The sequence below is a fragment of the Arthrobacter sp. NPDC080082 genome (assembly GCF_040686595.1).
In the GTDB taxonomy this organism is placed as follows: domain Bacteria; phylum Actinomycetota; class Actinomycetes; order Actinomycetales; family Micrococcaceae; genus Arthrobacter.
The window spans coordinates 129,769-154,727 of sequence record NZ_JBFBKQ010000001.1 but is presented as its reverse complement, the minus strand read 5'-3'; the positions used below and the strand labels follow the sequence as shown (position 1 = coordinate 154,727).

General features: G+C 68.6%; 27 protein-coding genes. 17 read left to right on the top strand and 10 right to left on the bottom strand.

Going from position 1 to position 24,959, the window contains the following annotated elements:
- The first annotated feature begins 157 nt into the window (after positions 1 to 157).
- Both typA and AB0O44_RS00660 read left to right on the top strand, forming a co-directional pair.
- The gene (gene typA, locus AB0O44_RS00665; protein WP_290255786.1) at positions 158 to 2,086 is read left to right on the top strand and encodes a translational GTPase TypA; all 1,929 of its coding nucleotides are present in this window, start codon (positions 158 to 160) and stop codon (positions 2,084 to 2,086) included.
- A 192-nt stretch (positions 2,087 to 2,278) separates the two neighbouring features.
- Positions 2,279 to 3,613 (top strand): MFS transporter, encoded by a 1,335-nt coding sequence (locus AB0O44_RS00660; RefSeq protein WP_364133078.1) that lies wholly within the window; start codon positions 2,279 to 2,281, stop codon positions 3,611 to 3,613.
- On the opposite strand, the gene AB0O44_RS00655 is transcribed toward AB0O44_RS00660, so the two are convergent.
- The gene (locus AB0O44_RS00655; RefSeq protein WP_364133075.1) at positions 3,610 to 3,906 is read right to left on the bottom strand and encodes a hypothetical protein; all 297 of its coding nucleotides are present in this window, start codon (positions 3,904 to 3,906) and stop codon (positions 3,610 to 3,612) included. The genes AB0O44_RS00660 and AB0O44_RS00655 overlap by 4 nt on opposite strands.
- A 170-nt stretch (positions 3,907 to 4,076) precedes the next feature.
- On the opposite strand from AB0O44_RS00655, the gene fdxA reads away from it, so the two are divergent.
- The 5 genes from fdxA to AB0O44_RS00630 all read left to right on the top strand — a co-directional run bounded on the left by fdxA (position 4,077) and on the right by AB0O44_RS00630 (position 8,610).
- Positions 4,077 to 4,403 carry a ferredoxin gene (fdxA, locus tag AB0O44_RS00650; RefSeq protein WP_290255783.1) on the top strand — a complete coding sequence of 109 codons (327 nt, stop codon included), beginning with the start codon at positions 4,077 to 4,079 and terminating at the stop codon, positions 4,401 to 4,403.
- A 12-nt stretch (positions 4,404 to 4,415) separates the two neighbouring features.
- Complete coding sequence (gene dapC, locus AB0O44_RS00645; RefSeq protein ID WP_364133072.1) at positions 4,416 to 5,564, top strand: succinyldiaminopimelate transaminase; 1,149 nt, start codon at positions 4,416 to 4,418, stop codon at positions 5,562 to 5,564.
- 230 nt (positions 5,565 to 5,794) lie between these two features.
- Positions 5,795 to 7,078, top strand: coding sequence for a citrate synthase (locus AB0O44_RS00640; protein WP_290255781.1), 1,284 nt, complete (start codon positions 5,795 to 5,797; stop codon positions 7,076 to 7,078).
- 179 nt (positions 7,079 to 7,257) lie between these two features.
- Positions 7,258 to 7,890: a TetR family transcriptional regulator C-terminal domain-containing protein gene (locus AB0O44_RS00635; RefSeq protein WP_364133069.1), complete on the top strand. Its 633-nt coding sequence runs from the start codon at positions 7,258 to 7,260 to the stop codon at positions 7,888 to 7,890.
- 108 nt (positions 7,891 to 7,998) lie between these two features.
- Positions 7,999 to 8,610, top strand: coding sequence for a hypothetical protein (locus tag AB0O44_RS00630; RefSeq protein WP_364133066.1), 612 nt, complete (start codon positions 7,999 to 8,001; stop codon positions 8,608 to 8,610).
- A 51-nt stretch (positions 8,611 to 8,661) separates the two neighbouring features.
- Here the strand turns inward: AB0O44_RS00630 and AB0O44_RS00625 are convergent, their stop codons facing one another.
- On the bottom strand, positions 8,662 to 9,462 hold the full coding sequence (locus AB0O44_RS00625) for a hypothetical protein (protein WP_364134630.1): 801 nt from the start codon (positions 9,460 to 9,462) through the stop codon (positions 8,662 to 8,664).
- Between the two features lie 119 nt (positions 9,463 to 9,581).
- Positions 9,582 to 10,592, bottom strand: coding sequence for a 2,3,4,5-tetrahydropyridine-2,6-dicarboxylate N-succinyltransferase (dapD, locus tag AB0O44_RS00620; protein WP_364133064.1), 1,011 nt, complete (start codon positions 10,590 to 10,592; stop codon positions 9,582 to 9,584).
- Between the two features lie 71 nt (positions 10,593 to 10,663).
- Between dapD and dapE the strand changes: the two genes are divergently transcribed.
- Complete coding sequence (gene dapE, locus AB0O44_RS00615) at positions 10,664 to 11,800, top strand: succinyl-diaminopimelate desuccinylase (protein ID WP_364133061.1); 1,137 nt, start codon at positions 10,664 to 10,666, stop codon at positions 11,798 to 11,800.
- Positions 11,801 to 11,926: 126 nt separating this feature from the next.
- Here the strand turns inward: dapE and AB0O44_RS00610 are convergent, their stop codons facing one another.
- The 4 genes from AB0O44_RS00610 to AB0O44_RS00595 form a co-directional block, all read right to left on the bottom strand.
- A complete protein-coding gene (locus AB0O44_RS00610) occupies positions 11,927 to 12,778 on the bottom strand; it encodes an amino acid ABC transporter permease (protein ID WP_290255776.1) in 852 nt (283 codons plus the stop codon).
- Positions 12,775 to 13,422, bottom strand: coding sequence for an amino acid ABC transporter permease (locus tag AB0O44_RS00605; protein ID WP_290255775.1), 648 nt, complete (start codon positions 13,420 to 13,422; stop codon positions 12,775 to 12,777). The genes AB0O44_RS00610 and AB0O44_RS00605 overlap by 4 nt, the downstream gene beginning before the upstream one ends.
- 63 nt (positions 13,423 to 13,485) lie before the next feature.
- Positions 13,486 to 14,394 carry a glutamate ABC transporter substrate-binding protein gene (locus AB0O44_RS00600; protein ID WP_290255774.1) on the bottom strand — a complete coding sequence of 303 codons (909 nt, stop codon included), beginning with the start codon at positions 14,392 to 14,394 and terminating at the stop codon, positions 13,486 to 13,488.
- 56 nt (positions 14,395 to 14,450) lie between these two features.
- Positions 14,451 to 15,206, bottom strand: coding sequence for an amino acid ABC transporter ATP-binding protein (locus AB0O44_RS00595; RefSeq protein ID WP_290255773.1), 756 nt, complete (start codon positions 15,204 to 15,206; stop codon positions 14,451 to 14,453).
- A 153-nt stretch (positions 15,207 to 15,359) separates the two neighbouring features.
- Here AB0O44_RS00595 and AB0O44_RS00590 point away from each other — a divergent pair, with 153 nt between their 5' ends.
- The 4 genes from AB0O44_RS00590 (at position 15,360) to AB0O44_RS00575 (ending at position 18,365) form a co-directional block, all read left to right on the top strand.
- On the top strand, positions 15,360 to 16,247 hold the full coding sequence (locus AB0O44_RS00590) for a TIGR00730 family Rossman fold protein (RefSeq protein WP_290255772.1): 888 nt from the start codon (positions 15,360 to 15,362) through the stop codon (positions 16,245 to 16,247).
- Between the two features lie 36 nt (positions 16,248 to 16,283).
- Entirely contained in the window at positions 16,284 to 16,679 is a 396-nt protein-coding gene (locus AB0O44_RS00585; RefSeq protein ID WP_290255771.1) for a DivIVA domain-containing protein, read from the top strand.
- Between the two features lie 74 nt (positions 16,680 to 16,753).
- Positions 16,754 to 18,007: a hypothetical protein gene (locus tag AB0O44_RS00580; protein WP_364134627.1), complete on the top strand. Its 1,254-nt coding sequence runs from the start codon at positions 16,754 to 16,756 to the stop codon at positions 18,005 to 18,007.
- Positions 18,008 to 18,197: 190 nt separating this feature from the next.
- Entirely contained in the window at positions 18,198 to 18,365 is a 168-nt protein-coding gene (locus tag AB0O44_RS00575) for a DUF3117 domain-containing protein (RefSeq protein WP_290255770.1), read from the top strand.
- An 82-nt stretch (positions 18,366 to 18,447) separates the two neighbouring features.
- Here AB0O44_RS00575 and AB0O44_RS00570 read toward each other — a convergent pair whose 3' ends face one another.
- Positions 18,448 to 19,080: an O-methyltransferase gene (locus tag AB0O44_RS00570; protein ID WP_290255769.1), complete on the bottom strand. Its 633-nt coding sequence runs from the start codon at positions 19,078 to 19,080 to the stop codon at positions 18,448 to 18,450.
- 241 nt (positions 19,081 to 19,321) lie between these two features.
- On the opposite strand from AB0O44_RS00570, the gene sigE reads away from it, so the two are divergent.
- The 4 genes from sigE (at position 19,322) to AB0O44_RS00550 (ending at position 22,358) form a co-directional block, all read left to right on the top strand.
- Positions 19,322 to 19,951: an RNA polymerase sigma factor SigE gene (sigE, locus tag AB0O44_RS00565; RefSeq protein ID WP_290255768.1), complete on the top strand. Its 630-nt coding sequence runs from the start codon at positions 19,322 to 19,324 to the stop codon at positions 19,949 to 19,951.
- A 7-nt stretch (positions 19,952 to 19,958) separates the two neighbouring features.
- Positions 19,959 to 21,107: a hypothetical protein gene (locus tag AB0O44_RS00560; protein WP_364133053.1), complete on the top strand. Its 1,149-nt coding sequence runs from the start codon at positions 19,959 to 19,961 to the stop codon at positions 21,105 to 21,107.
- A 90-nt stretch (positions 21,108 to 21,197) separates the two neighbouring features.
- Complete coding sequence (locus tag AB0O44_RS00555) at positions 21,198 to 21,575, top strand: twin-arginine translocase TatA/TatE family subunit (RefSeq protein WP_364133050.1); 378 nt, start codon at positions 21,198 to 21,200, stop codon at positions 21,573 to 21,575.
- A 78-nt stretch (positions 21,576 to 21,653) separates the two neighbouring features.
- The gene (locus tag AB0O44_RS00550; RefSeq protein WP_364133047.1) at positions 21,654 to 22,358 is read left to right on the top strand and encodes a hypothetical protein; all 705 of its coding nucleotides are present in this window, start codon (positions 21,654 to 21,656) and stop codon (positions 22,356 to 22,358) included.
- Here the strand turns inward: AB0O44_RS00550 and AB0O44_RS00545 are convergent.
- Positions 22,355 to 22,861, bottom strand: coding sequence for a GNAT family N-acetyltransferase (locus AB0O44_RS00545; RefSeq protein WP_364133044.1), 507 nt, complete (start codon positions 22,859 to 22,861; stop codon positions 22,355 to 22,357). The two genes, AB0O44_RS00550 and AB0O44_RS00545, sit on opposite strands and share 4 nt — an antisense overlap.
- Positions 22,862 to 22,942: 81 nt before the next feature.
- On the opposite strand from AB0O44_RS00545, the gene AB0O44_RS00540 reads away from it, so the two are divergent.
- On the top strand, positions 22,943 to 23,551 hold the full coding sequence (locus AB0O44_RS00540; RefSeq protein WP_364133041.1) for an HAD family phosphatase: 609 nt from the start codon (positions 22,943 to 22,945) through the stop codon (positions 23,549 to 23,551).
- Positions 23,552 to 23,808: 257 nt separating this feature from the next.
- On the opposite strand, the gene AB0O44_RS00535 is transcribed toward AB0O44_RS00540, so the two are convergent.
- The gene (locus AB0O44_RS00535; protein WP_364134624.1) at positions 23,809 to 24,951 is read right to left on the bottom strand and encodes an Mrp/NBP35 family ATP-binding protein; all 1,143 of its coding nucleotides are present in this window, start codon (positions 24,949 to 24,951) and stop codon (positions 23,809 to 23,811) included.
- Between the last annotated feature and the right edge of the window lie 8 nt (positions 24,952 to 24,959).

The window sequence follows — 24,959 nt, the reverse complement described above, 5'->3', positions numbered from 1 at the left end:
GGGATCCCCGCGCCGGCGGGCGATTTAGGCCAATAAATGCCCGAGCCGCTAGAATGGATGCAGGTGCCCTGTGCGAACGGGCCATTCCTGTCGTGCGTTCCGGTCGGAAATGTCGCGATACAACAGCTGACTTCACCACTGAATCGAGCAATAACGCATGTCTGAAACCACCACCAACACTGCGGTAGCCACTGCATTGCGCAGTGACCTGCGCAACGTCGCGATTGTGGCCCACGTTGACCACGGCAAGACCACCCTGGTCGATGCCATGCTCAAGCAGACCAACTCCTTTGCCGAGCACAACCACCTCGAAGACCGCGTCATGGACTCCGGTGACCTGGAACGCGAAAAGGGCATCACCATCCTGGCCAAGAACACCACGGTGGCCTACAACGGTCCGTCCTCCAACGGCGAGACCATCACCATCAACGTCATCGACACCCCCGGCCACGCCGACTTCGGCGGTGAGGTCGAGCGCGGCCTGTCCATGGTCGACGGCGTCGTCCTCCTCGTGGACGCCTCCGAAGGCCCGCTGCCGCAGACCCGCTTCGTGCTGCGCAAGGCCCTCGCCGCGCACCTGCCCGTGATCCTGCTGGTCAACAAGACCGACCGTCCCGATGCCCGCATCGAGGAAGTCGTGCACGAGTCCATGGACCTGCTCCTGGGCCTGGCCTCGGACCTCGCGGACGAGGTTCCGGACCTGGACCTGGACAAGATCCTCGAAGTTCCCGTCGTCTACGCCGCCGCCAAGGTCGGCCGCGCCTCCCTCGAGCAGCCCGCCGACGGCACCGCCCCGGAGAACGAGGACCTGGAACCGCTCTTCAAGACCATCATCGAGCACATCCCGGCCCCGACCTACAACCCGGACGGTGTGCTGCAGGCACACGTCACCAACCTGGACGCCTCCCCGTTCCTCGGCCGCCTCGCCCTGCTCCGCATCTACAACGGCACCCTGCGCAAGGGCCAGACCGTGGCATGGGCCCGCGCCAACGGTGAGCTCAAGAACGTCAAGATCACCGAACTGCTGGCCACCAAGGCCCTGGACCGCGTCCCGGCCGAGTCCGCCGGACCGGGCGAGATCGTCGCCGTCGCCGGCATCGAGGAGATCACCATCGGTGAGACCCTGACCGACGCCGAGAACCCGCAGCCGCTGCCGCTGATCACCGTTGACGACCCGGCCATCTCGATGACCATCGGTATCAACACCTCCCCGCTGGCCGGCAAGGTCAAGGGCGCCAAGGTCACCGCACGCCAGGTCAAGGACCGCCTCGACAAGGAACTGATCGGTAACGTCTCCATCAAGGTCCTCCCGACCGAGCGTCCCGACGCCTGGGAAGTCCAGGGCCGTGGCGAGCTCGCCCTCGCCATCCTGGTCGAGCAGATGCGCCGCGAAGGCTTCGAGCTGACCGTCGGCAAGCCGCAGGTTGTCACCAAGACCATCGACGGCAAGATCCACGAGCCGATGGAACACATGACCATCGACGTGCCCGAGGAATACCTCGGCGCCGTGACGCAGCTGATGGCCGCCCGTAAGGGCCGCATGACCAACATGGCCAACCACGGCACCGGCTGGTGCCGCATGGAATTCATCGTTCCCGCCCGTGGCCTGATCGGCTTCCGCACCCGGTTCCTCACGGACACCCGCGGTGCCGGCATCGCCGCCTCGATCTCCGAGGGCTACGAGCCGTGGGCCGGCCCGATCGAATACCGCACCAACGGTTCGATGGTTGCCGACCGTGCCGGTGTCGTGACGCCGTTCGCCATGATCAACCTGCAGGAACGTGGCTCCTTCTTCGTGAAGCCCACCTCCGAGGTCTACGAGGGCATGATCGTCGGCGAGAACTCCCGCGCCGATGACATGGACGTCAACATCACCAAGGAAAAGAAGCTCACCAACATGCGTGCCGCTTCCTCGGACTCCTTCGAGAACCTGACCCCGCCGCGCGAGCTGACCCTCGAGGAATCCCTCGAATTCGCCCGCGAGGACGAATGCGTCGAGGTCACCCCGGAAGACATCCGTATCCGCAAGGTGATCCTGGACTCCAACGAGCGGGCCAAGGCCAACCGCGCCCGCGCCAAGGCCTAGGGTCCAGCCCGCCAGGGCATCGGCGCGTCCAGCGCCACCACGAACTGCCGTCGGGCAGGCGGTCCAACCGCCGCCCGGCGGCAGAGCCGTTTAAGCGGCCCTCCCGGTTCTGCCGGTGCCGTGCGGCGCAACGCCGTCCCGGCGCGCCGCGAAGTGATTGACAGCTGTCACCTCTACTGCAAAGCTGACCCGGTGACAGCCCAGAAACCCGCCGACTTCGCCGCGGATTCCGACGTCGGCGGGGACGCTGAGGCACCGGGGGACACTGCCCGGGAGGCCTCGCTCTGGCGTGACGCCAACTTCGGCGTCTTCTGGACCGCCCAGTCCCTTTCGCAGCTCGGCGCCCAGCTCGGACAGCTCGCGTTCCCCGTCCTGGCCGTGACCCTGCTGCGCGCCACCGAGTTCGAGGTGGGCATCCTCAACGCCGCCGGACTCGCCGCCTTCCTGCTGGTTGGGCTGCCTGCCGGCGCCTGGGTGGACCGCTGGCTCAAGCGCCGCACCATGATCCTCGCGGACCTGGTCCGGATGGTCGCGATCAGCGCCGTGCCCCTGCTCTGGTGGGCCGGTGCGCTGCAGGTCTGGCACCTCTACGTCATCTCCGCCGTCGTCGGCGTCGCCACCGTGTTCTTCGACGTTTCCTATCAGAGCTTCGTCCCCCTGCTGGTGCCCGCCCGCCACGTGGGCGAGGCAAACTCCAAACTCGAGGCCACGGCCCAGATCGCCCGGATCGGCGGGCCAGCCGCCGGCGGAGCGCTCCTGGCCGTGGTGACGGCGCCGGTGCTCTTTGTCGGCCAGTCCGTGGGATACCTGCTCTCCGCCGTGTTCCTGACCCGCACCCGCGACCGTGAGGAGCCCCGCCCGGCCCGGGAACACGGTTCGCTGGGCACCGAGATCCGCGAGGGCCTCTCCTTTGTGGTGCGGCACGAACTGATCCGCCGCGTGGTGCTCTGCACCGCCGGCATGAACTTCGCCAGCATGCTGGTGTTCACGCTGCTGCCGGTGCTGGTGCTCCGGCAGCTGGGGCTGGGTCCCCAGGGTATGGGCATCATCATGTCCGTCGGCGCCGCGGGCGGCCTGCTGGGCGCGGTGTCCGGCCCGTGGCTTGCCCGCCGGATCGGCGAGGGCCGGGTCATCCCGGCGGGGGCACTGCTTGGGTCGCTGGCGCTGGTGCTGGTGCCGGTGGCGGCCCTGCAGACCGAACCCGGCAACGCCCTGGTGCTGCTGACCATCTCCGAGTTCGGCACCACCTTCGGCGCGCTGGTCTACAACATTATGCAGCTGACCATGCGGCAGCGGGTCTGCCCGCCGCGGCTGCTGGGCCGGATGAACGCCTCCGTCCGCTGCGTCGTCTGGGGCGTCATGCCGGTGGCGGCCCTGATCGGCGGCTTCCTCGGCGAGTCAATCGGGATGGTGCCCGCCATGTGGCTGGGCGCCGCGCTGAGCCTGCTCTCCGTGGCGCCGGTGCTGTTCTCGCCGCTGATGTCCATGCGGAAGCTCCCGGACAGCGTCGAGGGACCCGCCTCCTAGGCTTCCTCCGGCCCGGCAGCGTCCTGGGATTTCTCCGGCTCAGTAGAGCCCGGCCTCACCCGCGGCGCCCGGCGGGGCGGAGGCGGCGGCACGGCCTTCGCCGCCACCACGGACGCCAGCGTGATGACCGTGTCCTCCCGGCGCGTGCGGACCGTGCACTCGGTACCGTCGCAACCCAGCAGCTCGCCCAGCGCGTCGGTCAGGCCGCCCTCGATGCGGTACCGGACCACCACCCGGGTGCCCGGCGCGGCGGAGGCCAGAAAGTCACGGGGCCGGGAAGGGGAATCGCTCACCGGACCATCCTAGGTCCGCGGGCAGACCGCCTGCCGCGGGCGTCTGTGACGGCCGGGTAGGTTGGCGGGAGCGGGCTGGGGGATAATAGGCTCGGAAGTCAGCAGCCCGGCGCTCAGGCCGGGGCAGAACGCCCGGCGGAAGCCGGAGCCAACGTGGAGAGGCCAGGGTCGTGACGTACGTAATCGCGCAGCCGTGTGTAGATGTTAAGGACAAGGCATGCATTGAGGAGTGCCCCGTCGACTGCATCTACGAGGGCGAGCGTTCCCTGTACATCCACCCGGACGAGTGCGTGGACTGCGGTGCCTGCGAGCCGGTCTGCCCCGTCGAGGCGATCTACTACGAGGACGACACACCCGAAGAGTGGGCGGACTACTACAAGGCCAATGTGGAGTTCTTCGACGTGCTGGGTTCCCCGGGCGGCGCCGCCAAGATCGGCAACACCCACACCGACCACCCGATGATCGCCGCCCTGCCGCCGCAGAACCAAGACCACTAGGACGGATCCACGGTGACTTCTGCGGTGCGCAGCTTCGGCCTCAGCCTGCCCGACTACCCGTGGGAGGCGATGGCGCCCTACAGCGCCCGCGCCGCCGGGCACCCCGGGGGAGTGGCCAACCTGTCCATCGGCACCCCGGTGGATGACACGCCCGCCCTGGTCCAGGACGCCCTCCGGGCCGCGGCCAACGCTCCCGGCTACCCGACCGTGCACGGCACCCCGGCCCTCCGCGAGGCCATCGCCGCCTGGTTCGAGCGCCGCCGCGGCGTCCCCGGCCTCGACCCGCAGAACGTCATGCCCACAGTCGGGTCCAAGGAACTGGTGGCCTGGCTGCCGTTCCTGCTCGGCCTGAAGCCCGGCGACGTCGTCGTCCGGCCCACCGTCGCGTACCCCACCTACGACATCGGGGCCACGTTCGCCGGCGCGGAGCACGTCGCCGCCGACGACCTCGATGAACTCGACGCCGGCACCCGCTCGCGCGTCCGGCTCGTCTGGGTCAACTCCCCGGCCAACCCCACCGGCAGCGTCCGCGACGCCGAGTCCCTGCGCCGGATCGTGGCGCAGGCCCGTGAGCTGGGCGCCGTCGTCGCCTCCGACGAGTGCTACGCCGAACTCGGCTGGGGCGAATGGGACGTCCAGCGAGGCGGGGAACCCGTACCCAGCATCCTCGACCCGCGGGTGGCGGGCGGCTCCCACGAGGGGCTGCTGGCGGTCTACTCGCTGAGCAAGCAGTCCAACCTGGCCGGCTACCGGGCCGCCTTCGTCGCCGGCGACGGGGCCCTGATGGCCAACCTGGTCAACAGCCGCAAGCACGCCGGGATGATCGTGCCCTACCCGGTCCAGGAGGCCATGCGCGTGGCGCTCGGCGACGACGCCCACGTCACCGCGCAGAAGGACCTGTACCGCGGCCGCCGCGAGCGGATCGTTCCCGCACTGGAGTCCTTCGGGCTGACCATTCACGAGTCCCGCGCCGGACTCTACCTGTGGGCCACCGCGGGCGAGCCGACCTGGGACACGGTGGGGCGGCTGGCGGACCGCGGAATCGTCGTCGGCCCCGGGGTGTTCTACGGCGACGCCGGCAACGGCTTCGTGCGGGTGGCCCTCACGGCCAGCGACGAGCGGATCGCCACCGCCGCGGAGCGTCTGGCTACGGGACCGTAACGATGCTGTGACGCGGGGCACACAAAGCGCGGATTCGCCGCCTTGAAGGCCCTGCGGATTAGTACCACCCGCGAAGTCCCGGTACTTTTTAACTGACGATCAATGGTGGCTTTCCACAAGAAGGCAGCGCGGCCGTTGGAACCGGCATGTAGATGCGGATTCCGTGGGCGGCTTCACCAGATGTTGGATCAAGCTTTCAACAGGGGCCCAGGGCCTCATGAGGAGAATCCATGACTGAGACCACCAGCGCAACCCTGCGTCATGCAGGCGGCGAGCTTGAGCTCCCGCGCATCAAGGTTGTTGAAGGAAACGAAGGCTACGACGTTTCCAAGCTGCTGAAGCAGACCGGCGCCGTTGCCTTTGACCCCGGTTTCATGAACACGGCGGCCACCACCTCGGCCATCACATACATCGATGGCGACGCCGGCATCCTGCGCTACCGGGGTTACCCGATCGAGCAGCTCGCCGAGCACTCGAGCTTCCTCGAGGTGTCCTACCTGCTGATCTACGGCAACCTGCCGACGCCGGCCGAGCTGGAGGCCTTCGATCAGCGGATCCGCCACCACACCCTGCTGCATGAGGAGCTCAAGGGCTTCTTCAGCGGCTTCCCGCGCGACGCGCACCCGATGCCGGTGCTTTCCTCCGCCGTCTCCGCGCTGTCCACCTTCTACCAGGACTCGCTGGACCCGTTCAACGCCGAGCACGTCGAGGTTTCCACCTACCGCCTGCTGGCCAAGATGCCGGTCATCGCCGCATACGCGCTGAAGAAGTCCATCGGCCAGCCGATGCTCTACCCGGACAACTCCATGAACCTGGTGGAGAACTTCCTGCGCCTGAGCTTCGGCCTCCCCGCCGAGCAGTACGAGGTCGACCCGGTCGTTGCCAAGGCCCTGGACCTGCTGCTCATCCTGCACGCGGACCACGAGCAGAACTGCTCCACCTCCACGGTCCGCCTGGTCGGCTCCTCCAACGCCAACCTCTTCGCGTCCGTCTCCGCCGGCATCAACGCCCTCTTCGGCCCCGCCCACGGTGGCGCCAACGAGGCCGTCCTCAAGATGCTCCGCCAGATCCAGGCCGACGGCATCAAGCCCGAGGACTACATGGAGAAGGTCAAGAACAAGGAAGACGGCGTCCGCCTGATGGGCTTCGGCCACCGGGTCTACAAGAACTACGACCCGCGCGCCAAGATCGTCAAGGCCACGGCCCACGAGATCCTCAGCAAGCTCGGCGGCAACGACGAACTGCTCGAGATCGCCCTCCGCCTCGAAGAGAAGGCGTTGCAGGATGACTACTTCATCCAGCGCAAGCTCTACCCGAACGTGGACTTCTATACCGGCCTGATCTACAAGGCCATGGGCTTCCCGGAGAAGATGTTCACCGTGCTCTTCGCGATCGGCCGCCTCCCCGGCTGGATCGCGCAGTGGCGCGAGATGATCAGCGACCCGAACACCAAGATCGGCCGCCCGCGCCAGCTGTACACGGGAGAGCCGGAACGGAACTACCCGGCCGTCTAGGTCCCATCCAACGGCACTGCACTGCTGAGCACAGCCCGACGGCGGCGGCCGCGCACCCTTTTCCAGGGGCGCGGCCGCCGCCGTTTTCCGTGCCGGAAGTGCCCGTGGCTGGTACAGGAGTGACGGGTGGGACGGCGTGGTTCGCCGTGGACGGGGCACGTGCGTGCTAAAAAGGAGCAATGCCCAAATTTGTCGACGCTGTTTTGCGGCGCCAGGAAATTGTCGACGCGGTCTTCCGCATTATCGCCACCGACGGCCTGGAACGGGCGTCCCTGCGTGAGGTGGCCGATGAGGCCGGCTTGGCCGTCGGCTCCGTGCGGCACTACTTCGCCAGCAGCGACGAGCTGCTCATCCACTCCTTCAGCGTCGCCGTTGACAGCATCACCGGCCGGTTGCTCGGCGCCGAGGAGCAGCTCGCCGCGGCAGCCCCCGGCACCCCCGGCCACCGGACCGCCGTGCTGGCGCTGCTGGAGGAACTGCTGCCGCTCGATGAGGAGCGGGCCGTGGACGCCTGCGTCTGGATGGCCTTCAAGGCCGCAGCCCGTACCCGCCCTTTCCTGGTCCCGGAGGCGGACCGCAGCCACCGGGCGGTGGCCGCCGTCGTCGGCCGTCTGGTCCTCACCCTCGCCGGAGACGGCGCGGAGCCGGACCAGCAACAGCTGGTCACCGAGGCCGAGCGGCTCCTGGCAACCCTCGACGGGCTGGTCCTGCATGCCTTGCTGCAGCCGGAATGGATGACGGCACAGGTGTGCCGCGACGTCCTGGAGGCGCACCTTTCGACACTGGATCGGCGGCACCCGGTCCCTGCCTGACCGCCGGGGACCATCACCTGCACCGCCACTAACCTGTGCCCGCCATTAACCTGTGCGGCCAACGGGAATACACTGAAAAAGTACGTCTTGCCAAGGGAGGCACATCGGATGCACCACACAGGCGGGCCCGGCTGGCGGATCTCCATGGACACCTCGGGTCCCATGCTGATCGCGCTGTATGTACGGGACGCGGCCGGCCTGGAGACCGTGGGTCATCCGGTCCTCTGCCCGGTCGTTCCCAAGATCCATCCGTCGAACCATTCCCACCTGATCAACGAGGTGGGCGGGATGCCGGCACTGAAGACGGAGTGGGAGGCCTGGTGGTCACAGCTGCTCAAGGCGCACCCGGAGATGGAGCCCGAGCTGGGGCCGCCCGGTTTCCGCGCCTTCGGCAATTCCCCGGCCCTGCGGCGCGTGCTCCAGGCACACTTCGGCGCCGCGCTCAGCTGGGCCCGGGAGCGCCAGGGGGAGTACCGCGCGCTCGAGGCTGAACGGGACGCCAACGGCGCCTCGTCGATCCTGGCCGACATGGTCGAGGACCGCCTGCTGGAGGCCGGCAGGGATGCCCGCGACTTCGAGCTGACCATCATCGAACTGCCGCTGGCCGAGCCGCGGGCCTGGTACCTGGAGCCGGACAAGATCATCATGAGCTCGGCGCTGGCCGCGGACCCGGAACTGTTCCGCAGCTACGTCCAGCCCGTCATCGAACTGCTGGCCTGATCGGGCGAACGTCGTCCGCGGCCGCCGGTCTTTGCGGCGTACCGGTCCCGGTTACTTGGCCGGTTCCGCCGCGACCGTGATGCTGACCTGGCCGGCCGGGGCGTCCCCGGGCTGCCAGCCGTTGTGGCCGGACCGGGTCCAGGTCTGGCCGTCGACGGCCACCGCGGTGATGGACAGCGACTTCGCGTTCGCCACCGCCCACTGGGCCACGGCCCAGGCCCAGGCCCGGGTGTCCTGGGCCTGCACGGTGAGCGTGCGCCCCTCCGTTCCGGCGGTGAGCGCTCCGAATGCGGACGTCAGCCGCTGCTGCACGGCGGCCGGGTCGCCGGCGGCGTCGGGGGCGCGCAGCGTGCAGTCCAGGGACTGCGGCGACTGCCCGGTCAGGGCGGAGGCGAAGGCCCGGGCCGTGGGTTCGTGCTGGGCGTAGGCGCCCGGGTAGGCCGAACGCTGGACCTCCTGCGCGGCGGCGGTGATGGGCAGCGACTCATAGCCGGGAATCTTGACCAGCGCATCGTAGAAGGCGTTCGTGGCATGGTACGGGTCCATCACCTCGGCCTCGGTGCCCCAGCCCTGGGAGGGCCGCTGCTGGAAGAGCCCGCGCGAGTCCGGTCCGGCCTCGTCCCCGTGGCCGATGTTGCGGAGCTTGGATTCCTGCAGCGAGGTGGCCAGCGCAATGCTGGCGGCGCGGGCGGGCAGCCCGCGCCGCACCGCGATCGCGCTGATCAGGGCCGCGTACCCGGCCTGGTCGGTGGCGAGGTCCTCGTCCGCGCCGGGGACCTTGCAGCCCTCCGTCACCAGGGTCTCGGAGCGCTGCAGGAAGGCGACGGCGGTGTACACGGCGCCGCCCACCATCGCCAGGACCAGCAACAGCACGATCCTGCGGCGCCAGCCACGTCTGCGTGCCACGTCTATACTCCCTCGGGCCCCGCGGGGCCGGTCGAATCCTGAGCCGTCAGGCTCTCGGCCGGTGCCTAGTTGGCGTGCAGAGCCTCGTTGAGCTCCACGGTCTGTCCCTTGCGGGGCAGTACTTCCACCTGGCCGCTGGTGGAGTTGCGGCGGAACAGCAGGTTCGGGACGCCGGAGAGCTCCACTGCTTTGACGATCCGGGTGGTGTCCTCGCCGTCGGCGTCCTTCGGGCCCACCACGCGGACGCGGGTTCCGGCGGTGACGTACAGGCCGGCCTCCACCACGGAGTCATCGCCGATGCTGATCCCTACGCCGGAGTTCGCGCCCAGAAGGACCCGCTCGCCGAGGGAGATCTGTTCCTTGCCGCCGCCGGAGAGGGTGCCCATGATCGAGGCGCCGCCGCCGACGTCGGTGCCGTTTCCCGCGACGACACCGGCGGAGATCCGGCCCTCCACCATGGAGGTGCCGAGCGTGCCGGCGTTGAAGTTCACGAACCCCTCGTGCATGACCGTGGTGCCCTCGGCCAGGTGCGCGCCGAGGCGGACCCGGTCGGCGTCGGCGATCCGGACGCCGGAGGGAAGGACGTAGTCCACCATGCGCGGGAACTTGTCCACGCCGTAGACCGTAACGGCGCCGCGGCGGCGGAGCCGGGCACGGGTCATTTCGAAGCCTTCCACCGGGGCGGGGCCGAAGTTGGTCCAGACGACGTTGGGCAGCTTGCCGAAGATACCGTCGAGGTTGATGCTGTTGGGCTTGACAAGGCGGTGCGAGAGCAGGTGCAGGCGCAGGTACGCGTCGGCGGTGTCCGCGGGGGCCTCATCCAGGTTGATCTGGGCGAAGATGACCTTCTGCTCGGTGCCGCGGTCGGCGTCGTCGCCCGTCGCCGCGATGTCCTGCAGGGCCTGGTCCGCGTTGGCGACGTCCCGCAGGCTCTCCGCGGCGGTTCCGAGGGCCGGGGCCGGGAACCAGGCGTCCAGCACGGTGGCCTCGCCCTCGCGGGTGGCGATGGTGGCCACCCCGTAACCGTAGGCGGAGCGGGAGTCGGCGGGCGCGGCGGAGGAAGCGTTGTCAGTCATGCGCCCAAGTCTATCGACGGGCCCCGCCGTCTTCTAAAACGGTGACGGTGCACGGACGCTACAGTGGGACGGTGACTGAGCAAAGCGCCCCCGCCCGCCTGGACCTGCACCAGGACGTGGCCCTCCTGACCGCAGACATCATCGACATCTTCAGCGTTTCGGGGGAGGAGCGCCGGCTGGCGGATGCCGTCGAGCACGCGCTCCGGGCCATCCCGCAGCTGGAGCTGACCCGCGACGGCGACGCGATCGTCGCCCGCACCTCGCTGGGCCGGGCCGAGCGGGTCATCCTGGCCGGGCACCTGGACACCGTGCCGCTGCCCACCACCGAGGGCTCTCTCGGCACCGTCCCCTCCTACTGGGCCTCCGGCGCGCCGGGGGAGGGCATCCTCTACGGCCGCGGCGCCACCGACATGAAGAGCGGCGTCGCCGTGCAGCTGGCCCTGGCGGCCGGGATGTTCGACGGCGGCGCGGCACCGGACAAGGACGTCACCTTCGTCTTCTACGACCACGAGGAGGTCGAGGGCGTCAAGAGCGGCCTGGGCCGGCTGGTGCGCAACCACGGGGACCTTCTCGAGGGCGACTTCGCGATCCTGCTCGAACCCACTGACGGGACCGTCGAGGGCGGCTGCAACGGCACCATCCGCTTCGAGGCCACCACCGTCGGCGAGGCGGCCCACTCCGCGCGGGCATGGATGGGCAGCAACGCCATCCACGCGGCGGCGCCCATCCTGGAACGCTTGGCGGCGTACGAGCCGAAGACGGTCTCCGTCGACGGCCTGGACTACCGGGAGAGCCTGAACGCCGTGCGCGTCCACGGCGGCACGGCCGGCAACGTCATCCCCGACCGTTGCGTAGTGGAGATCAACTACCGCTTCGCTCCCGACAAGACCATGGCGCAGGCCGAGGCGCACGTGCGCGAGCTGCTGGACGGCTTCGACCTGGTCCGCACCGACGGTGCCGCCGGTGCCCGGCCCGGGCTGAACCATCCGGCCGCCGCGTCCTTCGTCGCCGCCGTCGGGGCCGAGCCGAAGCCCAAGTACGGCTGGACGGACGTCGCCCGCTTCAGCGAACTGGGCGTCCCCGCCGTGAACTTCGGCCCCGGGGACGCACTGCTGGCGCACAAGGACAACGAACACGTCGACGCCGCGGCCGTCCGCGAATGCCTGCGCGCACTGCGCTCCTGGCTGGGACTGCCCGCCGCCGAGTAGGAACGCGTCGGCACTGAAACGCCCGAAACGCAGAACGGCCCGGAACCTGAGGTTCCGGGCCGTTCTGCGTCGAGGCTGTGTTGCTGGTGTGGCTGCGTTGCTGGTGGGGCTGCGTTGCTGGTGGGGCTAGGCGTCGGCGGGGACGCTGGCCGCCGGGACCACCGCCACGCCCGGCTTGCGGGAGAGCCGGCGTTCCAGCCACTTCGCGATCGCGGCCAGGATCAGGCACATGCCCACGTACAGCACGGCAGCCACCATGGCGGCCGGGATGATCGGGGAGCCGTACTGGATCTGGCTGCCGAAGTACTTCGCCTGGAACAGGATCTCGTTGTAGGTCACGATGAACCCGAGGGCGGTGTCCTTCAGGATGACCACCAGCTGGGAGATGATGACCGGCAGCATGGACCGGACAGCCTGCGGGAGCAGGATGCTGGTCATGACCTTGCTCTTGGGCAGGCCGATCGCGTAGCCGGCCTCGCTCTGGCCGCGCGGCAGCGACTCGATGCCTGCGCGGAACACCTCGGCCAGGACCGAACCGTTGTACAGCACCAGGCCGGCCACGACGGCGGTGAAGGGCGTGATGCCCTGGATGCCGACGGTGGGCAGGCCGTAGTAGAAGATCATCATCAGGATCAGCAGCGGCACGGCACGGAACAGCTCCGTGAAGCCGTAGCACGGGGCGCTGATCCAGCGGCGGTCCGAGAGCCGGCCGAAGGCCAGCAGGATGCCGAGGATCAGGCTCAGGACGGCCGCGGTGCCGAAGGCCGACAGCGTGGCGCCGACGGACTGGAGGATGGTCTGCTGCACCAGCGGGAAGGTGAACAGCTGCCACTTCTTCGCCTCGAACTGGCCGCTTTCGGCGAACCGGAGCAGGACGAAGCCGATGATCAGCAAGATCACCAGGGCGGTGACGACGCCGAGGATCCGGTAGCGGGCTCGGGACTTGGGGCCGGGGGCGTCAAAGAGGACGGAACTCATCGGGCAACCTTCCACTTCTGTTCAAGCTTTCGCTGCAGGGCGGAAAGGATGAAGACAAGGATGATGAACACCAGGGCCACCCAGAGCAGGCCGGTCAGCGCCGGCTCGCCGCGCTCGGAGAGGTTGGCGCGGATGGCGCCGGCCTCGAAGACCGAGAAGCCCGCAGCCACCGTGGTGTTCTTGAGCAGGGCGATGAAGACGCTGAACATCGGCGGGATCACGGCGCGGAACGCCTGCGGCAGGATCACCAGGGTAAGGGTCTGGGTGAACGGCAGGCCGATAGCGCGGGCGGCTTCGGCCTGGCCCACCGGCACGGTGTTGATACCGGAGCGGACAGCCTCGGCCACGTAGGTGGCGGTGTAGAGGCTCAGGCCGATGATCGCGGCGGTGGTGAAGTCGATCGGCACCAGGCCCAGCTTCGGGTAACCCAAAGCGAAGAAGAACAGCACCAGGGTCAGCGGGGTATTGCGCACCACGTTGACGTAGAGCGTCGCGGTCGCACGCATGGCGGGGACGGGGGACACCCGCAGGGCGGCGACGACGGTGCCGAGGATCAGGGCGAAGATCGCCGAGAAGAAAAAGAGGATGAGCGTGTTTCGGAACCCCGTAATGAAGAGGTCCGAGTTATTCAGCAGCGTATTCACAGAATCGTCGCTTTCGACAGTGGAAGAGGGGGCGGCCCGGAGGCCGCCCCCTCAACGCAGGTTTTAGTAGTTCTCTACTGCGGGCTGCTGGACCTTCGTGCCGGACTGGCCGAGCGTCTGGTCGTAGATCTTCTGCCAGACGGAACCGCCGTCGGTGAAGGTCTTGTTGATGAACTGGCGCAGGGCGGTGTCACCCTTCTTCAGGCCGACACCGTACTTCTCGGTGGTGAACGGCTGGCCGACAACCTTCAGGCTGTCCGGCTCCTGGGCGGCGTAGCCGAGCAGGATGGCCTGGTCGGTGGTGACAGCGTCAACCTGGCCGCTCTTGAGGGCCTCAACACACTGCGAGTAGGTGTCGAACTCGGTGGTCTTGGTGCCCGGGAAGTTGGCCTTGATGTTCTGGATCGGGGTGGAACCGGTGGCCGAGCAAACGTTCTTGCCGGAGAGGTCCTTCTCGCTGTTGATGCTGGAGTTGTCCTTCTTGACCAGGATGCCCTGGCCGGTGACGAAGTACGGTCCGGCGAAGTCGATCAGCTGCTTGCGCTTGTCCGTGATGGAGTAGGTGCCGACGTAGTAGTCGATGTCGCCGTTGGTGATGGCGGACTCACGGTTGGCGGACGGGATCGGCTTGAACTCGATCTTGTCCTTGCTCATGCCCAGGGACGCGGCAACCCACTTGGCGATCTCGATGTCGAAGCCGGAGTACTCGCCGGTGGCTGCATCCTTGAAGCCGAGGCCGGGCTGGTCCTGCTTGACGCCGATGCGGATCTTGCCGCTGGACTTGATCGCGTCGTAGGTCGGGCTGCCGGTCAGCGAGACGTTGTCCGCAACCTTGTACGGTGCCTGGTCCCCGCCGCCGGCCGGAGCAGCGCCGCCGGTGCTGCCGGAGCCGCCGCAGGCGCTGAGGGAGAGAGCCAGGGCCGCGGTGGCCGCGACGAACAGGGGCTTCTTCCCGTTAAAGAATTTCTTCATCGGATACCTTTCATTGGACGGCCGCCTGGCGGCGGCCGGAGAGAGATGCGGTGTGCTTAGTGGGTCAGGAGCTTGGACAGGAAGTCCTTGGCGCGGCTGCTCTTCGGGTTGGTGAAGAACTCCTCCGGCGTCTCGTCTTCGACGATCTGGCCGTCGGCCATGAAGACCACCCGGTCCGCGGCCTTGCGGGCGAAGCCCATCTCGTGGGTGACCACGATCATGGTCATGCCTTCCTTGGCGAGCTGGACCATGACGTCGAGGACCTCGTTGATCATCTCGGGGTCCAGCGCGGAAGTGGGCTCGTCGAACAGCATGACCTTGGGCTTCATCGCCAGGGCCCGCGCGATCGCCACGCGCTGCTGCTGGCCGCCGGAGAGCTGTGCGGGCAGCTTCGGCGCCTGCTGGCCGACGCCGACGCGCTCCAGCAGCGCCATGGCGTCCTTTTCGGCCTCGGCCTTGGAGGCACCCTTGACCTTGATCGGACCCAGCGTGACGTTCTCCAGGATCGTCTTGTGGGCGAACAGGTTGAAGGACTGGAATACCATGCCGACGTCGGCCCGCAGCTTGGCCAGGCCCTTGCCCTCGGCGGGAAGTTCCTTGCCGTCGATGGTGATGACGCCGTCGTCGATCGTTTCCAGCCGGTTGATGGTGCGGCACAGCGTTGACTTGCCCGAGCCCGAGGGGCCGATGACAACAACGACCTCTCCCTTGCGGACGTTCAGATTGATGTCCTTGAGGACATGCAACTGGCCGTAGTGCTTATTCACGGCCTTCAGGGAGACGAGGGCATCGCCGGGTACTTGAGTAGTCATAGGAAGAATCTAGCGAAGATTAGCCCCTTATGACGCCAATCACTCCCAGTTCGTCCACATCGTGACACAAGAGATACCCGTCACCCGGCGCCCCAGGACGCGCCCGGCGGGCCTCGGACATCCGGTGCCGCCGCGGGGGCTAGCCTTGGGGGCATGAAAAGCGAACCGCAGCCCGTGCCCGAGCAGCCCGCGTCCTCCGGCGGCAGTACCGCCGGCGGCAACGGGGGAGCCGGACGGCGGGAGAATCCGCCGGCCAACGGCATCCGGCACAAGGGCCCACTGGAACTGCGGCGCCGGGCGGCGAAGGTCACGATGTCCGACCAGACGCTCCTGGACACCAAGGGCCCCGGGCAGTTCGTGCACACGGATCCCTGGCGGGTGCTGCGGATTCAGAGCGAATTCGTCGAAGGCTTCGGTGCCCTGGCGGACCTGGGCCCGGCGGTCAGCGTCTTCGGCTCGGCCCGCACCCAGCCCGGCAGCCTGAACTACGAACTCGGCGTCGAGGTGGGCCGGAAGCTGGCCGAGGCCGGACTTGCCGTGATCACCGGCGGCGGTCCCGGTTCCATGGAGGCCGCGAACAAGGGCGCCGTCCAGGGCAACGGGGTCTCCGTGGGCCTGGGCATCGAGCTGCCGTTCGAGCAGGGCCTGAACCAGTGGGTGGACCTGGGCATCAACTTCCGTTACTTCTTCGCCCGCAAGACCATGTTCGTCAAGTACGCGCAGGGCTTCATCGTGCTGCCGGGCGGGCTGGGGACTCTGGACGAGTTGTTCGAGGCGATGGTCCTGGTGCAGACCCGCAAGGTGACGTCCTTCCCAATCGTGCTGATCGGCACCGCGTTCTGGAGCCCGATGCTCGAGTGGATCCAGACGACGCTGGTTACCGAGGGCATGATGGCCGAGCAGGACCTGGACCTCGTCCAGGTGGTCGACGATCCGGCGCTCGCCGTCGAACTCATCGTCGAGGGGGCTGCCCGGCACCGCAACCCCAGCGGCAACAACCCCGGTGCGGCGCCCGGCGGGGAGGCCGCGCCGCACGCCTGACCGGCCGCGCCCCGGCTTCTCTGGCACCATGGAGCTGTGAGTTTTTTCCTCGTCTTCCTGGCGGTCGTGCTGGCAGCCGCCGCCATTTTCCTCGGAACGGACCTGGTGCCGCGACTGTTCCGCCGCGGCCGCGGGGTGGGCCGGGCGTTCGACGACGGCTTCGATGAGCCGGTCGCGTCGCTGCCGGCCGTCCTGCTGCCCGAGGACGCGACGACGGCCGATATCGACCGGATCCGGTTCGCCGTGGGAGTCCGCGGCTACCGCATGGACCAGGTGGACCAGGTCCTGGACGAGCTGAAGGCGCAGATTACCCGCAAGGACCGGGAACTGGAGGACCTGAGGTCCCGGACCGGCGCGGAGACCGGGACGGCGCCCGCCGCTGAGCCGGGCCCCTCCACGCATTCCGCCCCGGCCACGCACCCGGCGCCGTGAACGAGCCCCGCCCCGTCCGCGAGGCGGGCCCCGCCGTCGAGTTCCGTCCCTCCGGCCCGGCCGCGCCGGAGGGCGTGAACGGCGCCCTGTGGCGGGTGATCGCAGGCGCTGGCGCCCGCGCCGCCCGGTGGCCCCGGTGGGTCCAGATCTCGGCGCTGTACCTTGCCGCCCGCCTGGTCAGTGCGTGCATCTTCGCCGGCGCAGCACTGCAGCAGGGCGTTAACCCGTGGTTCCCGCCGAAACCGGACTACTGGAACTTCATCAACATCTGGGATGCCCGCTGGTACGGCGAGGCGCTGCGGAACGGCTATCCGTCCGAACTCCCGGTGGACGCGGCCGGCAACGTCAAGGAGAACGCCTGGGCGTTCTACCCGCTGTTCCCGCTGCTCGGCCGGGTGCTCAGCGGCCTGACGGGACTGGCCCCGGCAACCTCTCTCACCCTGATCGCCTCGGTGGCGGGGCTGGGCGCCGCCCTGGTGATCTACCGCCTGTTTCGGTTTAAGGCCGGTCACCGCACCGCGCTGTGGGGTTCCGTTTTCGTGGCGACCTTCCCCTTGGCTCCCATCCTCCAGGTGCCCTATGCCGAGTCGCTGAACCTGCTCCTGCTGGCGGCGGCGCTGCTGCTGGTGCTGGAGCGGCGGTACCTGTGGGCCATTCCGGTGGTGCTGCTGATGGACCTGTCCCGGCCCACGGGCGTCCCGTTCGCTGCGATGCTCGGGCTGTTGTTCCTGTACCGCCTGTATGGCCGCGTCCGCGCCGGGCGCCGCCACGGCCTACCCGGCCAGGCGGCCGTCGGCGGTCCCGCCGACCATACGCCCGCCGGGCTCTGGACGCTGGCCGCCCTGACCGCCGTCGCGGGCGTCGGTGCCCTGCTCTGGCCCGCGATCGCGTGGGCCGTCACCGGGGACATCCAGGCTTACACGCGGACCGAGACGGTGTGGCGGGGCCACGACCTGGTGCCCTTCAAGCCGTGGTTCGATACCGGTGTCCAGTTGTTCGGACCCGTGCTGGGGCTGCTGGCCCCGTTTGTGTTCGTGGCCCTGTTTGCGCTGCTGATGATGTCCAAGCCGGCGGTCCGGCTGGGGACCGAATTGCGCCTCTGGTGCGTTTGTTACGTGGGGTACCTGCTGGTGTTCCTGCACCCTCAAACCAGCACCTTCCGGATGCTCCTGCCGCTCTTCCCGCTGGCACTCAGCGCGGCCTGGATATCCCGGTCCCGGGCGTACCGCGGCGCCGTTGTGGTGATGTTTTTGCTGCTCCAGCTGGTGTGGGTTGTGTGGCTCTGGGCCTGGGCCCAACTGCCCGGCGGCGGGGACTATCCGCCCTGATCTGCCGCTCCCAAGAATCTCCATCGATTAGCTACGCTCAGGTAATTGCGGGATAATGGTGCCCAAGCTAAGGAAAACTGAGTGTCAAACCCCGGCGTCCGCTCGCGGTCGGCGGGCAGCTTAATGGACCAAGCGGACACAGCCCGGCCGGGCTGGAAAGTCACGGGACAATTTGGAGGGGATATTCCGCATGGCTGCTATGAAACCGCGCACCGGCGACGGACCGATGGAAGTGACCAAAGAGGGTCGCAGCCTGATCATGCGGGTCCCGCTGGAGGGCGGGGGCCGGCTGGTGGTCGAACTTAATGCCGCTGAGGCCTCGAACCTCAGGGAATGCCTGGTCGGCGTCACCGAATAGGGCGCGGCCGGCACGGCTGGCAGGACAAGAACAAAGGGACCGGTTGCCGCGAGGCAGCCGGTCCCTTCTGCGTTTGCCTGGATTACTTCTTGACGGCCACCAGGAGTCCGTCGCCGGTGGGCAGCATGGCTGAGGCCAGCCGTTCGTCGTCGCGGATGGCCTTGCCGATCTGGCGCAGCACCACGGTGGTGGCCTCCCGGGCCGCGGGGTTGGCCACCCGGTCCTGGTCCAGGGCGTCGTTGACGATCAGCAGGCCGCCACGCTTGAGCAGCCGGATGGCCTGCTCCACGTAGCGCGGGTAGTTCGGCTTGTCCGCGTCGATGAAAACCAGGTCGTATGCGCTGTCGGTCAGCCGGGGGAGCACGTCGCCGGCGCGGCCAGAGATGGTGCGGGTGCGGTTGGCGGGGTTCCCTGCCTCCTGGAAGGATTCCCGCGCCGCGCGAAGGTGTTCGACGTCGACGTCGATGGTGGTCAGGACCGCCTGCGGGCCCAGGCCGCGGAGGATGCAGACGCCGGAGACGCCGGCCCCGGTGCCGATCTCGACGGCGGTCTGGGCCTTGGACGCGGCGGCCAGCACGGTCAGCACGGCGCCCACCCCCGGACCCACCGGCGTCACACCCAGTTGGAACGACCGCTCACGCGCGTGCAGCAAGACCTCGTCCTCGGCAGGCAGATCTTCTGCGTAGGACCAGCTTGTGGACTTATCGGCGCTCATGGGTATCGCTTTCCGGGCAGGAGGGGAGTGTTCCCTCCAGCGTACTGGGTCCGGCCCCGCGAACCGGCGCGGCATTCCGCCGATGGCGGAAGTCCCCGGGCGGGTCAGGAATTTCCCAGAAATTTTTGAAATGATAGCTATCCGCTCATCCCCACGGTGATCGGCGTCGAACCAGTGGTGCAGGAGCCTGCGGGAGCAGGCGCCACGGAGACGTAAACACCATCTGCGAGGGGAGTGGACAATGTCGGTTCTGGCAAATGTCCCAGTCAGTGATCACGCCCAGCCCGCGGCCGATGCCGAATGGGTCCGGCCGACGTGGGAGGAAGTGGTCACGAACCACTCCGCCAAGGTCTACCGCCTCGCCTACCGGCTGACGGGCAACAAGTACGACGCCGAGGACCTCACCCAGGAGGTGTTCGTCCGCGTCTTCCGGTCGCTCGAGAACTTCAAGCCCGGCACCCTCGACGGCTGGCTGCACCGCATCACCACCAACCTCTTCCTGGACCAGGCCCGCCGCAAGAGCCGGATCCGGTTCGATGCGCTGGCCGAGGACGCCGAATCCCGGATCCCCGGCCGGGAACCGGGCCCGGAGCAGAGCTTCGAGCTGAACAACCTGGACCTGGACGTGCAGGCCGCCCTCGAGGAGCTGCCGCCGGACTTCCGGGCCGCCGTCGTCCTCTGCGACCTGGAGGGCCTCTCCTACGACGAGGTCGCCGCCGCCCTGGACGTCAAGCTCGGCACCGTCCGCTCCCGCATCCACCGCGGCCGGACCCTCCTGCGCGAGAAGCTCGCCCACCGTGACCCCCGTCCGCAGCCCAAAGCCGCCCTGAAGCCCCGCCTGAAGATGCCGCGCATCGCCGGTTTGCTCTGACGGGACGATGGCACAGCTGAGAGTTCTCCTGGCGGGCCTGGCGTGTAAGTTCCTCGCCCGGCGGGCCCGGCGTGACCGGTCGGCCGGGGTGCTGCCCAGTGCGGCCGCCGAGCGCCGCCTCCAACGCCACCTGCAGCGTTGCGCCGGCTGCAGGCGGCGCCAGGCCCACGAGCGGCAGTACCTGCAGCGGCTCCGCAACGCCGCCGTCCCGGAGGCCAGCGGCGACCTGACCGCCCGGTTGTTGGCACGGACCAGCGAGATGGCGCGGCAGCCCGAAGCCACGCGCCCGGGTACCGCACAGCCCCATAGCGCATCCCCCGGGGCCGGGACGCCTGTCGCCCGGCCCGTCGCCTCTGCATCGGCCCGCAACGCGCGGGTCCGGCTGGCCGCCGCCGTGACCGGGGGCGTGGCCGCAGCCACCTGCCTGACCGCGGGTACCGCGTACGTCCTCGGTGAAGAAAGCGGGGCTGCCGCCGGCGCGCCCGCCTTCACCGATGCGCTTACCCCGCCCGGCACCGGCCGCTTCGTCTCCGCCCAGATGGCATCCGTCTCCGGCTGGCGGTTGAGCGGTGAACCGGACATCGCGCCGGCCGAATCCCTCAGCGCCGAGCAACTCTCCGCGCTGCGCACCCGCGGCTGGGCCTGCCCCGAGTTTCGCGACCTCGGCTACCACCTCGCTTGGGCGCGTGCGGGCGGGGCGGACGGAAAAGACGTCCTGGAGCTGCGCCTGACCGACGGACAGTCCTTCGCCACGGTGCTGGAACAACACCCGGATCCCGCCGGTACTGCCGCTGGCTCCGGGGGCGGCGTGCCCGTCAACGTCCTCACCGGTCACCCGGCCCCGGCCGACGGCTTCGTGCCCGTCACGCTGCACGCTACGGCCGCCGACGCCGCAGGGCACGGGGCACCCGGTGTCCTCTGGGTCAACCGCCAGCCGCCCTACCGGGCCATCTACCGGACTGAACGCGCCACTTTCACCGTGGTCGCCGAGGCTCCGCCGGCCGGGACGGACGACGGCGTCGCCGCGGCGCTGCTGCCCTCCCAGCCCTCCACCGCCGGCCCCGGGGCCGATGCTGCCGGTGCCCCGGCAGCGGAGTCCCTGCAGACCCGGCTGGGCCGGGGCCTGCAGCGCGTTGTTGAGCTGCTGGCCCGATGAGCGCCCGCATTTTCGCCGGCACGCGGAGTGCCGGGGGACGTTCCGACGCCGAATCGTCGGCTCCCGGGACGAGAGGGTAATCTTCCTAGAGTGTTTGGAATCAACGGCCCGGAGTTCATTCTGCTGCTGATCATCGGCCTCCTGGTGATCGGCCCCAGCCGCCTCCCCGAATACACCCAGAAACTGGCGAATATCGTCAAGGAAGTCCGGCGGATGGCGTCCGGCGCGCGGGAACAGATCAAGGAAGAAGTCGGCATCGACATCGACGATGTGGACTGGAAGAAGTACGATCCGCGCCAGTACGATCCCCGCCGGATCATCCGCGAGGCCCTGCTGGAGGATGACACCAAGCCGGTCAGTGCCGGTGCTCCCGCGGCCGTAGCCGCCGCGGAGGATCGGAAGCCCGCCCGGGTGGTGGAACGGCTGCCCGAGGGCGTGCCGGCCCCCTTCGACACCGAAGCCACCTAGGGGCAGCGAACCCCGTCCTAGGCGCCAGGCGCCGGATGCCGTACGCTCAGCGGATCGCTGCCGCCAAGGGGGATACGGATGAACGACGCTGACCCGGCCGCCCAGGAACGATGGGCCGCCGTCGAGCGGGCCGCCAGAGACGTCACCGACCATGGAATTGCCGGCGCCGTCCGGACCTACTACTTGGTGTACCTTCCGGCGGGTCTGCTGTTGCTGGCCGTGGTCGGGGGCGTTCTTGCAGCCCGGATCTTCGCTCTCGGCCCCGCCGACTGGCCTGAGTACATTGGGGCCGGTCTGTCGTTGGCAGCAATCGGCGAATTCATTGGCGGGATGCTCTATTTTCGCGCTCGGGTCAGCCCGCTGGTGCGTCCACGCCGGCGCAGTCCGTTGGCCTTGCTGACCGGCCCGGAACGCGCCCAGGTGCGCAGGGAGATCCTGGGCAAGGAGGAGCCCTCAGGCCATCGCCTGCCGCCGCTAAGGGGTCTGGCCACACAACTCCGACCGGGCCTGGCATTACAGCTACTGTTGGCGCCGGGATATCTATTGCTGTGTGCCAACCAGATGCTGTTGGCGATCTCCCGCTGGGGCCAGCCGGGATTCCTTTGGGTTTGGATCCCCTTGCTGTTACTCTTCGCCGGCCTGGTAGCCGCGGCGGCCTGGCAGTTTCGACGAACCGGGGACTTCCTGCGCCGCACTGCCGGCAGCACAGTTCCGACATCCCCGGACAAGGAGGCTCCTGATGCGGGGCTTCCTGGGGATGGGCTGCCCGGAAGCATCCGCTAAAGGCTGACCGAGAAGCGCCCGATTTTCCCATGGGCTGTTTCGATCTGGTGATCCAGCACCCCGCCGCAGCGTTCGATGGTTCTGATGGAGGCGGTGTTGTCCATCAAGCAGCACAGCTGGACGCGTTCCATTCCTCGGAGCCTCGCAACGCCGAGCATCTGCTGCAGCGCCAGGGCCGCAACCCGGCGTCCGCGGGCGGAAGGCCTCAGTCCGTATCCCACATGCCCGAGCGTCGTCACTGCGGGGTTTGACGAGTGGCGCAGGGCGATTCCTCCGAGCACCTGACCGTCCTCGACGATCCACCGGTAGGTGCACCCGGCGTCTCCGCAGGCTGCCTCCGCGGCGGACAGCCGGTCTACGAATGCCTCGAAGCCGTGCGGGGAACGGACATCATCGGCCGTCCTCAGGCCGAAACCGTCTTCGTGAAGGCCCTCGCCCCACTCGTCGTGGGCATCCAGCCACTTCGCGCGCAGGACCACTGTCGGACGTACAAGGTGCGGCATGGCATCACGCTAACAGCTGGGCGGAGCAGACGGGACCAGCCTGCCCGGCGATGGCTTCGCGGACGCCGCTACGCTGGATCGATGACGGACACTTCCCGCCAGGCTCCCTGGTATCTCTTCGATTATGGAATGGTGGTCTCGACGGCCCCGAGACCCAGCGACTGGGCCACCCTGGAACAGGCAACGGGACTGGACCTAAGGTCGGCATCGAGCTCCTACTGGGCGAGCCGTGAAGCCTTCGACGCCGGAAGAATAGGCCCGGCGGAGTATTGGGCGGAGGTTTTGGGGCGGCCGGTCCCTTCAGCGGACCTCGACCAACTGGAGCGCCTTGATGCGGCGCAGTGGTCCCGCCTGAACCCGCAAACGATCGCTGTTCTCGAGACCTTGCGGAGCCGCCGGGCGAAGGTTGCGCTCCTATCGAACATGCCGCGTGGGATGGCAGAGTGGCATCTGGACGGATCAGGATGGGTGGGATATTTTTCGAGACTTTATTTTAGCGGCAAGCTCGGTATGGCAAAACCTGACCCTCGAATCTTCCGCTATGTGGCTGCTGAGCTTTCCGCCCATCCGGAGGACATCGTCTTCATTGACGACAACGCGACCAACATCGCTGCCGCCCGTGAGCTCGGGTTCAGGACGATACTTCACACTTCCCAAACCGACCTTTACTTCGACCTGTCCAAGCCCTAAAGAGCCGCTCCCCGGCGGTGCATCGACAGCGTCCATTGGGCGGATTTCGATGCTCTATCGAGCCTGAAAGGCGCCGCTTTGACGGTACCGCAGGTACAGCCGGATTACCTCACGTGTGGGCGGGTGCAGAGGTTCCGGCGGTGCGGCGAGGGGGAAGAACGCGATGTGGCTGACCTCCGACTCCTCCGGAGTGATCGTTCCTGTCCACCGCTCCAATGCGAAGCACAGTGCAAAAGCATGCACCTTGTTCCGTCAGCTCAGCGGGGCTGAAGTCCCAGCGGGCGGCCGGCGAGGTTGCGGGGGACGGAGGCGAGCCGGCCCGCGATGGCTTCCAGGGCCGCCGCGGCCGGGGTTTCCGGGTGCGCCAGCACCAGCGGGGTGCCGGCGTCGCCGCCCTCGCGCAGCAGGATCTCCAGCGGAATCTGGCCCAGGAGCGGCACGTCGGCGCCGACCGTGGCGGAGAGCCGCTCGGTGAGGACCGCGCCGCCGCCGCTGCCGAACAGTTCCATTCGGCCGCCGTCGGGCAATTGCAGGTAGGACATGTTCTCGACGACGCCCGCCACCGTCTGCCCGGTCTGCGCGGCGATGGTGCCGGCACGTTCGGCGACGTCCGCCGCGGCAGCCTGCGGGGTGGTGACCACCAGGAGCTCGGCACCGGGCAGCAGTTGCGCAACGGAGATGGCGATGTCCCCGGTGCCCGGGGGCAGGTCCAGGAACAACACGTCGAGGTCCCCGAAGTAGACGTCCGTCAGGAACTGCTCCAGCGCCCGGTGCAGCATGGGCCCGCGCCAGGCCACCGGCTGGTTCCCGGCGACGAACATGCCGATGGAGATGACCTTCACGCCGTGGGCCACCGGCGGCAGGATCATGTCGTCCACCCGGGTGGGGGCGGCGGTGATGCCCATCAGCGCCGGCACGGAGAAGCCGTGGACGTCGGCGTCGACGATCCCCACCCGCAGACCCTTCGCCGCCAGCGCGGAGGCGAGGTTGACCGTGACGGAGGACTTGCCCACGCCGCCCTTGCCGCTGGCCACGGCGTAGACCTTGGTGAGGGAGCCGGGCTGGTTGAACGGGATGCCGCGGACACCGCCCGGGCCGCGCAGCATCTCCTTGAGCGCGTCCCGCTGTTCCTGCGTCATCACCTTGAGTTCGACGTCGACGGCGGTAACGCCCGGGACGGCGGCCAGCGCCGCCTCGCAGTCGGCGGTGATGGTGCCGCGCAGCGGGCAGCCGGCGATGGTCAGCAACACGCTGATCCGCACCCGGCCGTCGTCGGAGACCTCCACCGCGTCGACCATCCCGAGCTCGGTGATGGGGCGGCGCAGCTCCGGGTCAATGACGGTGGCCAGCGCGGCGCGGACCGCCGTTTCCAGTCCGGGCGCGCCGGAGTGATCCTGCAGGGTGTTCA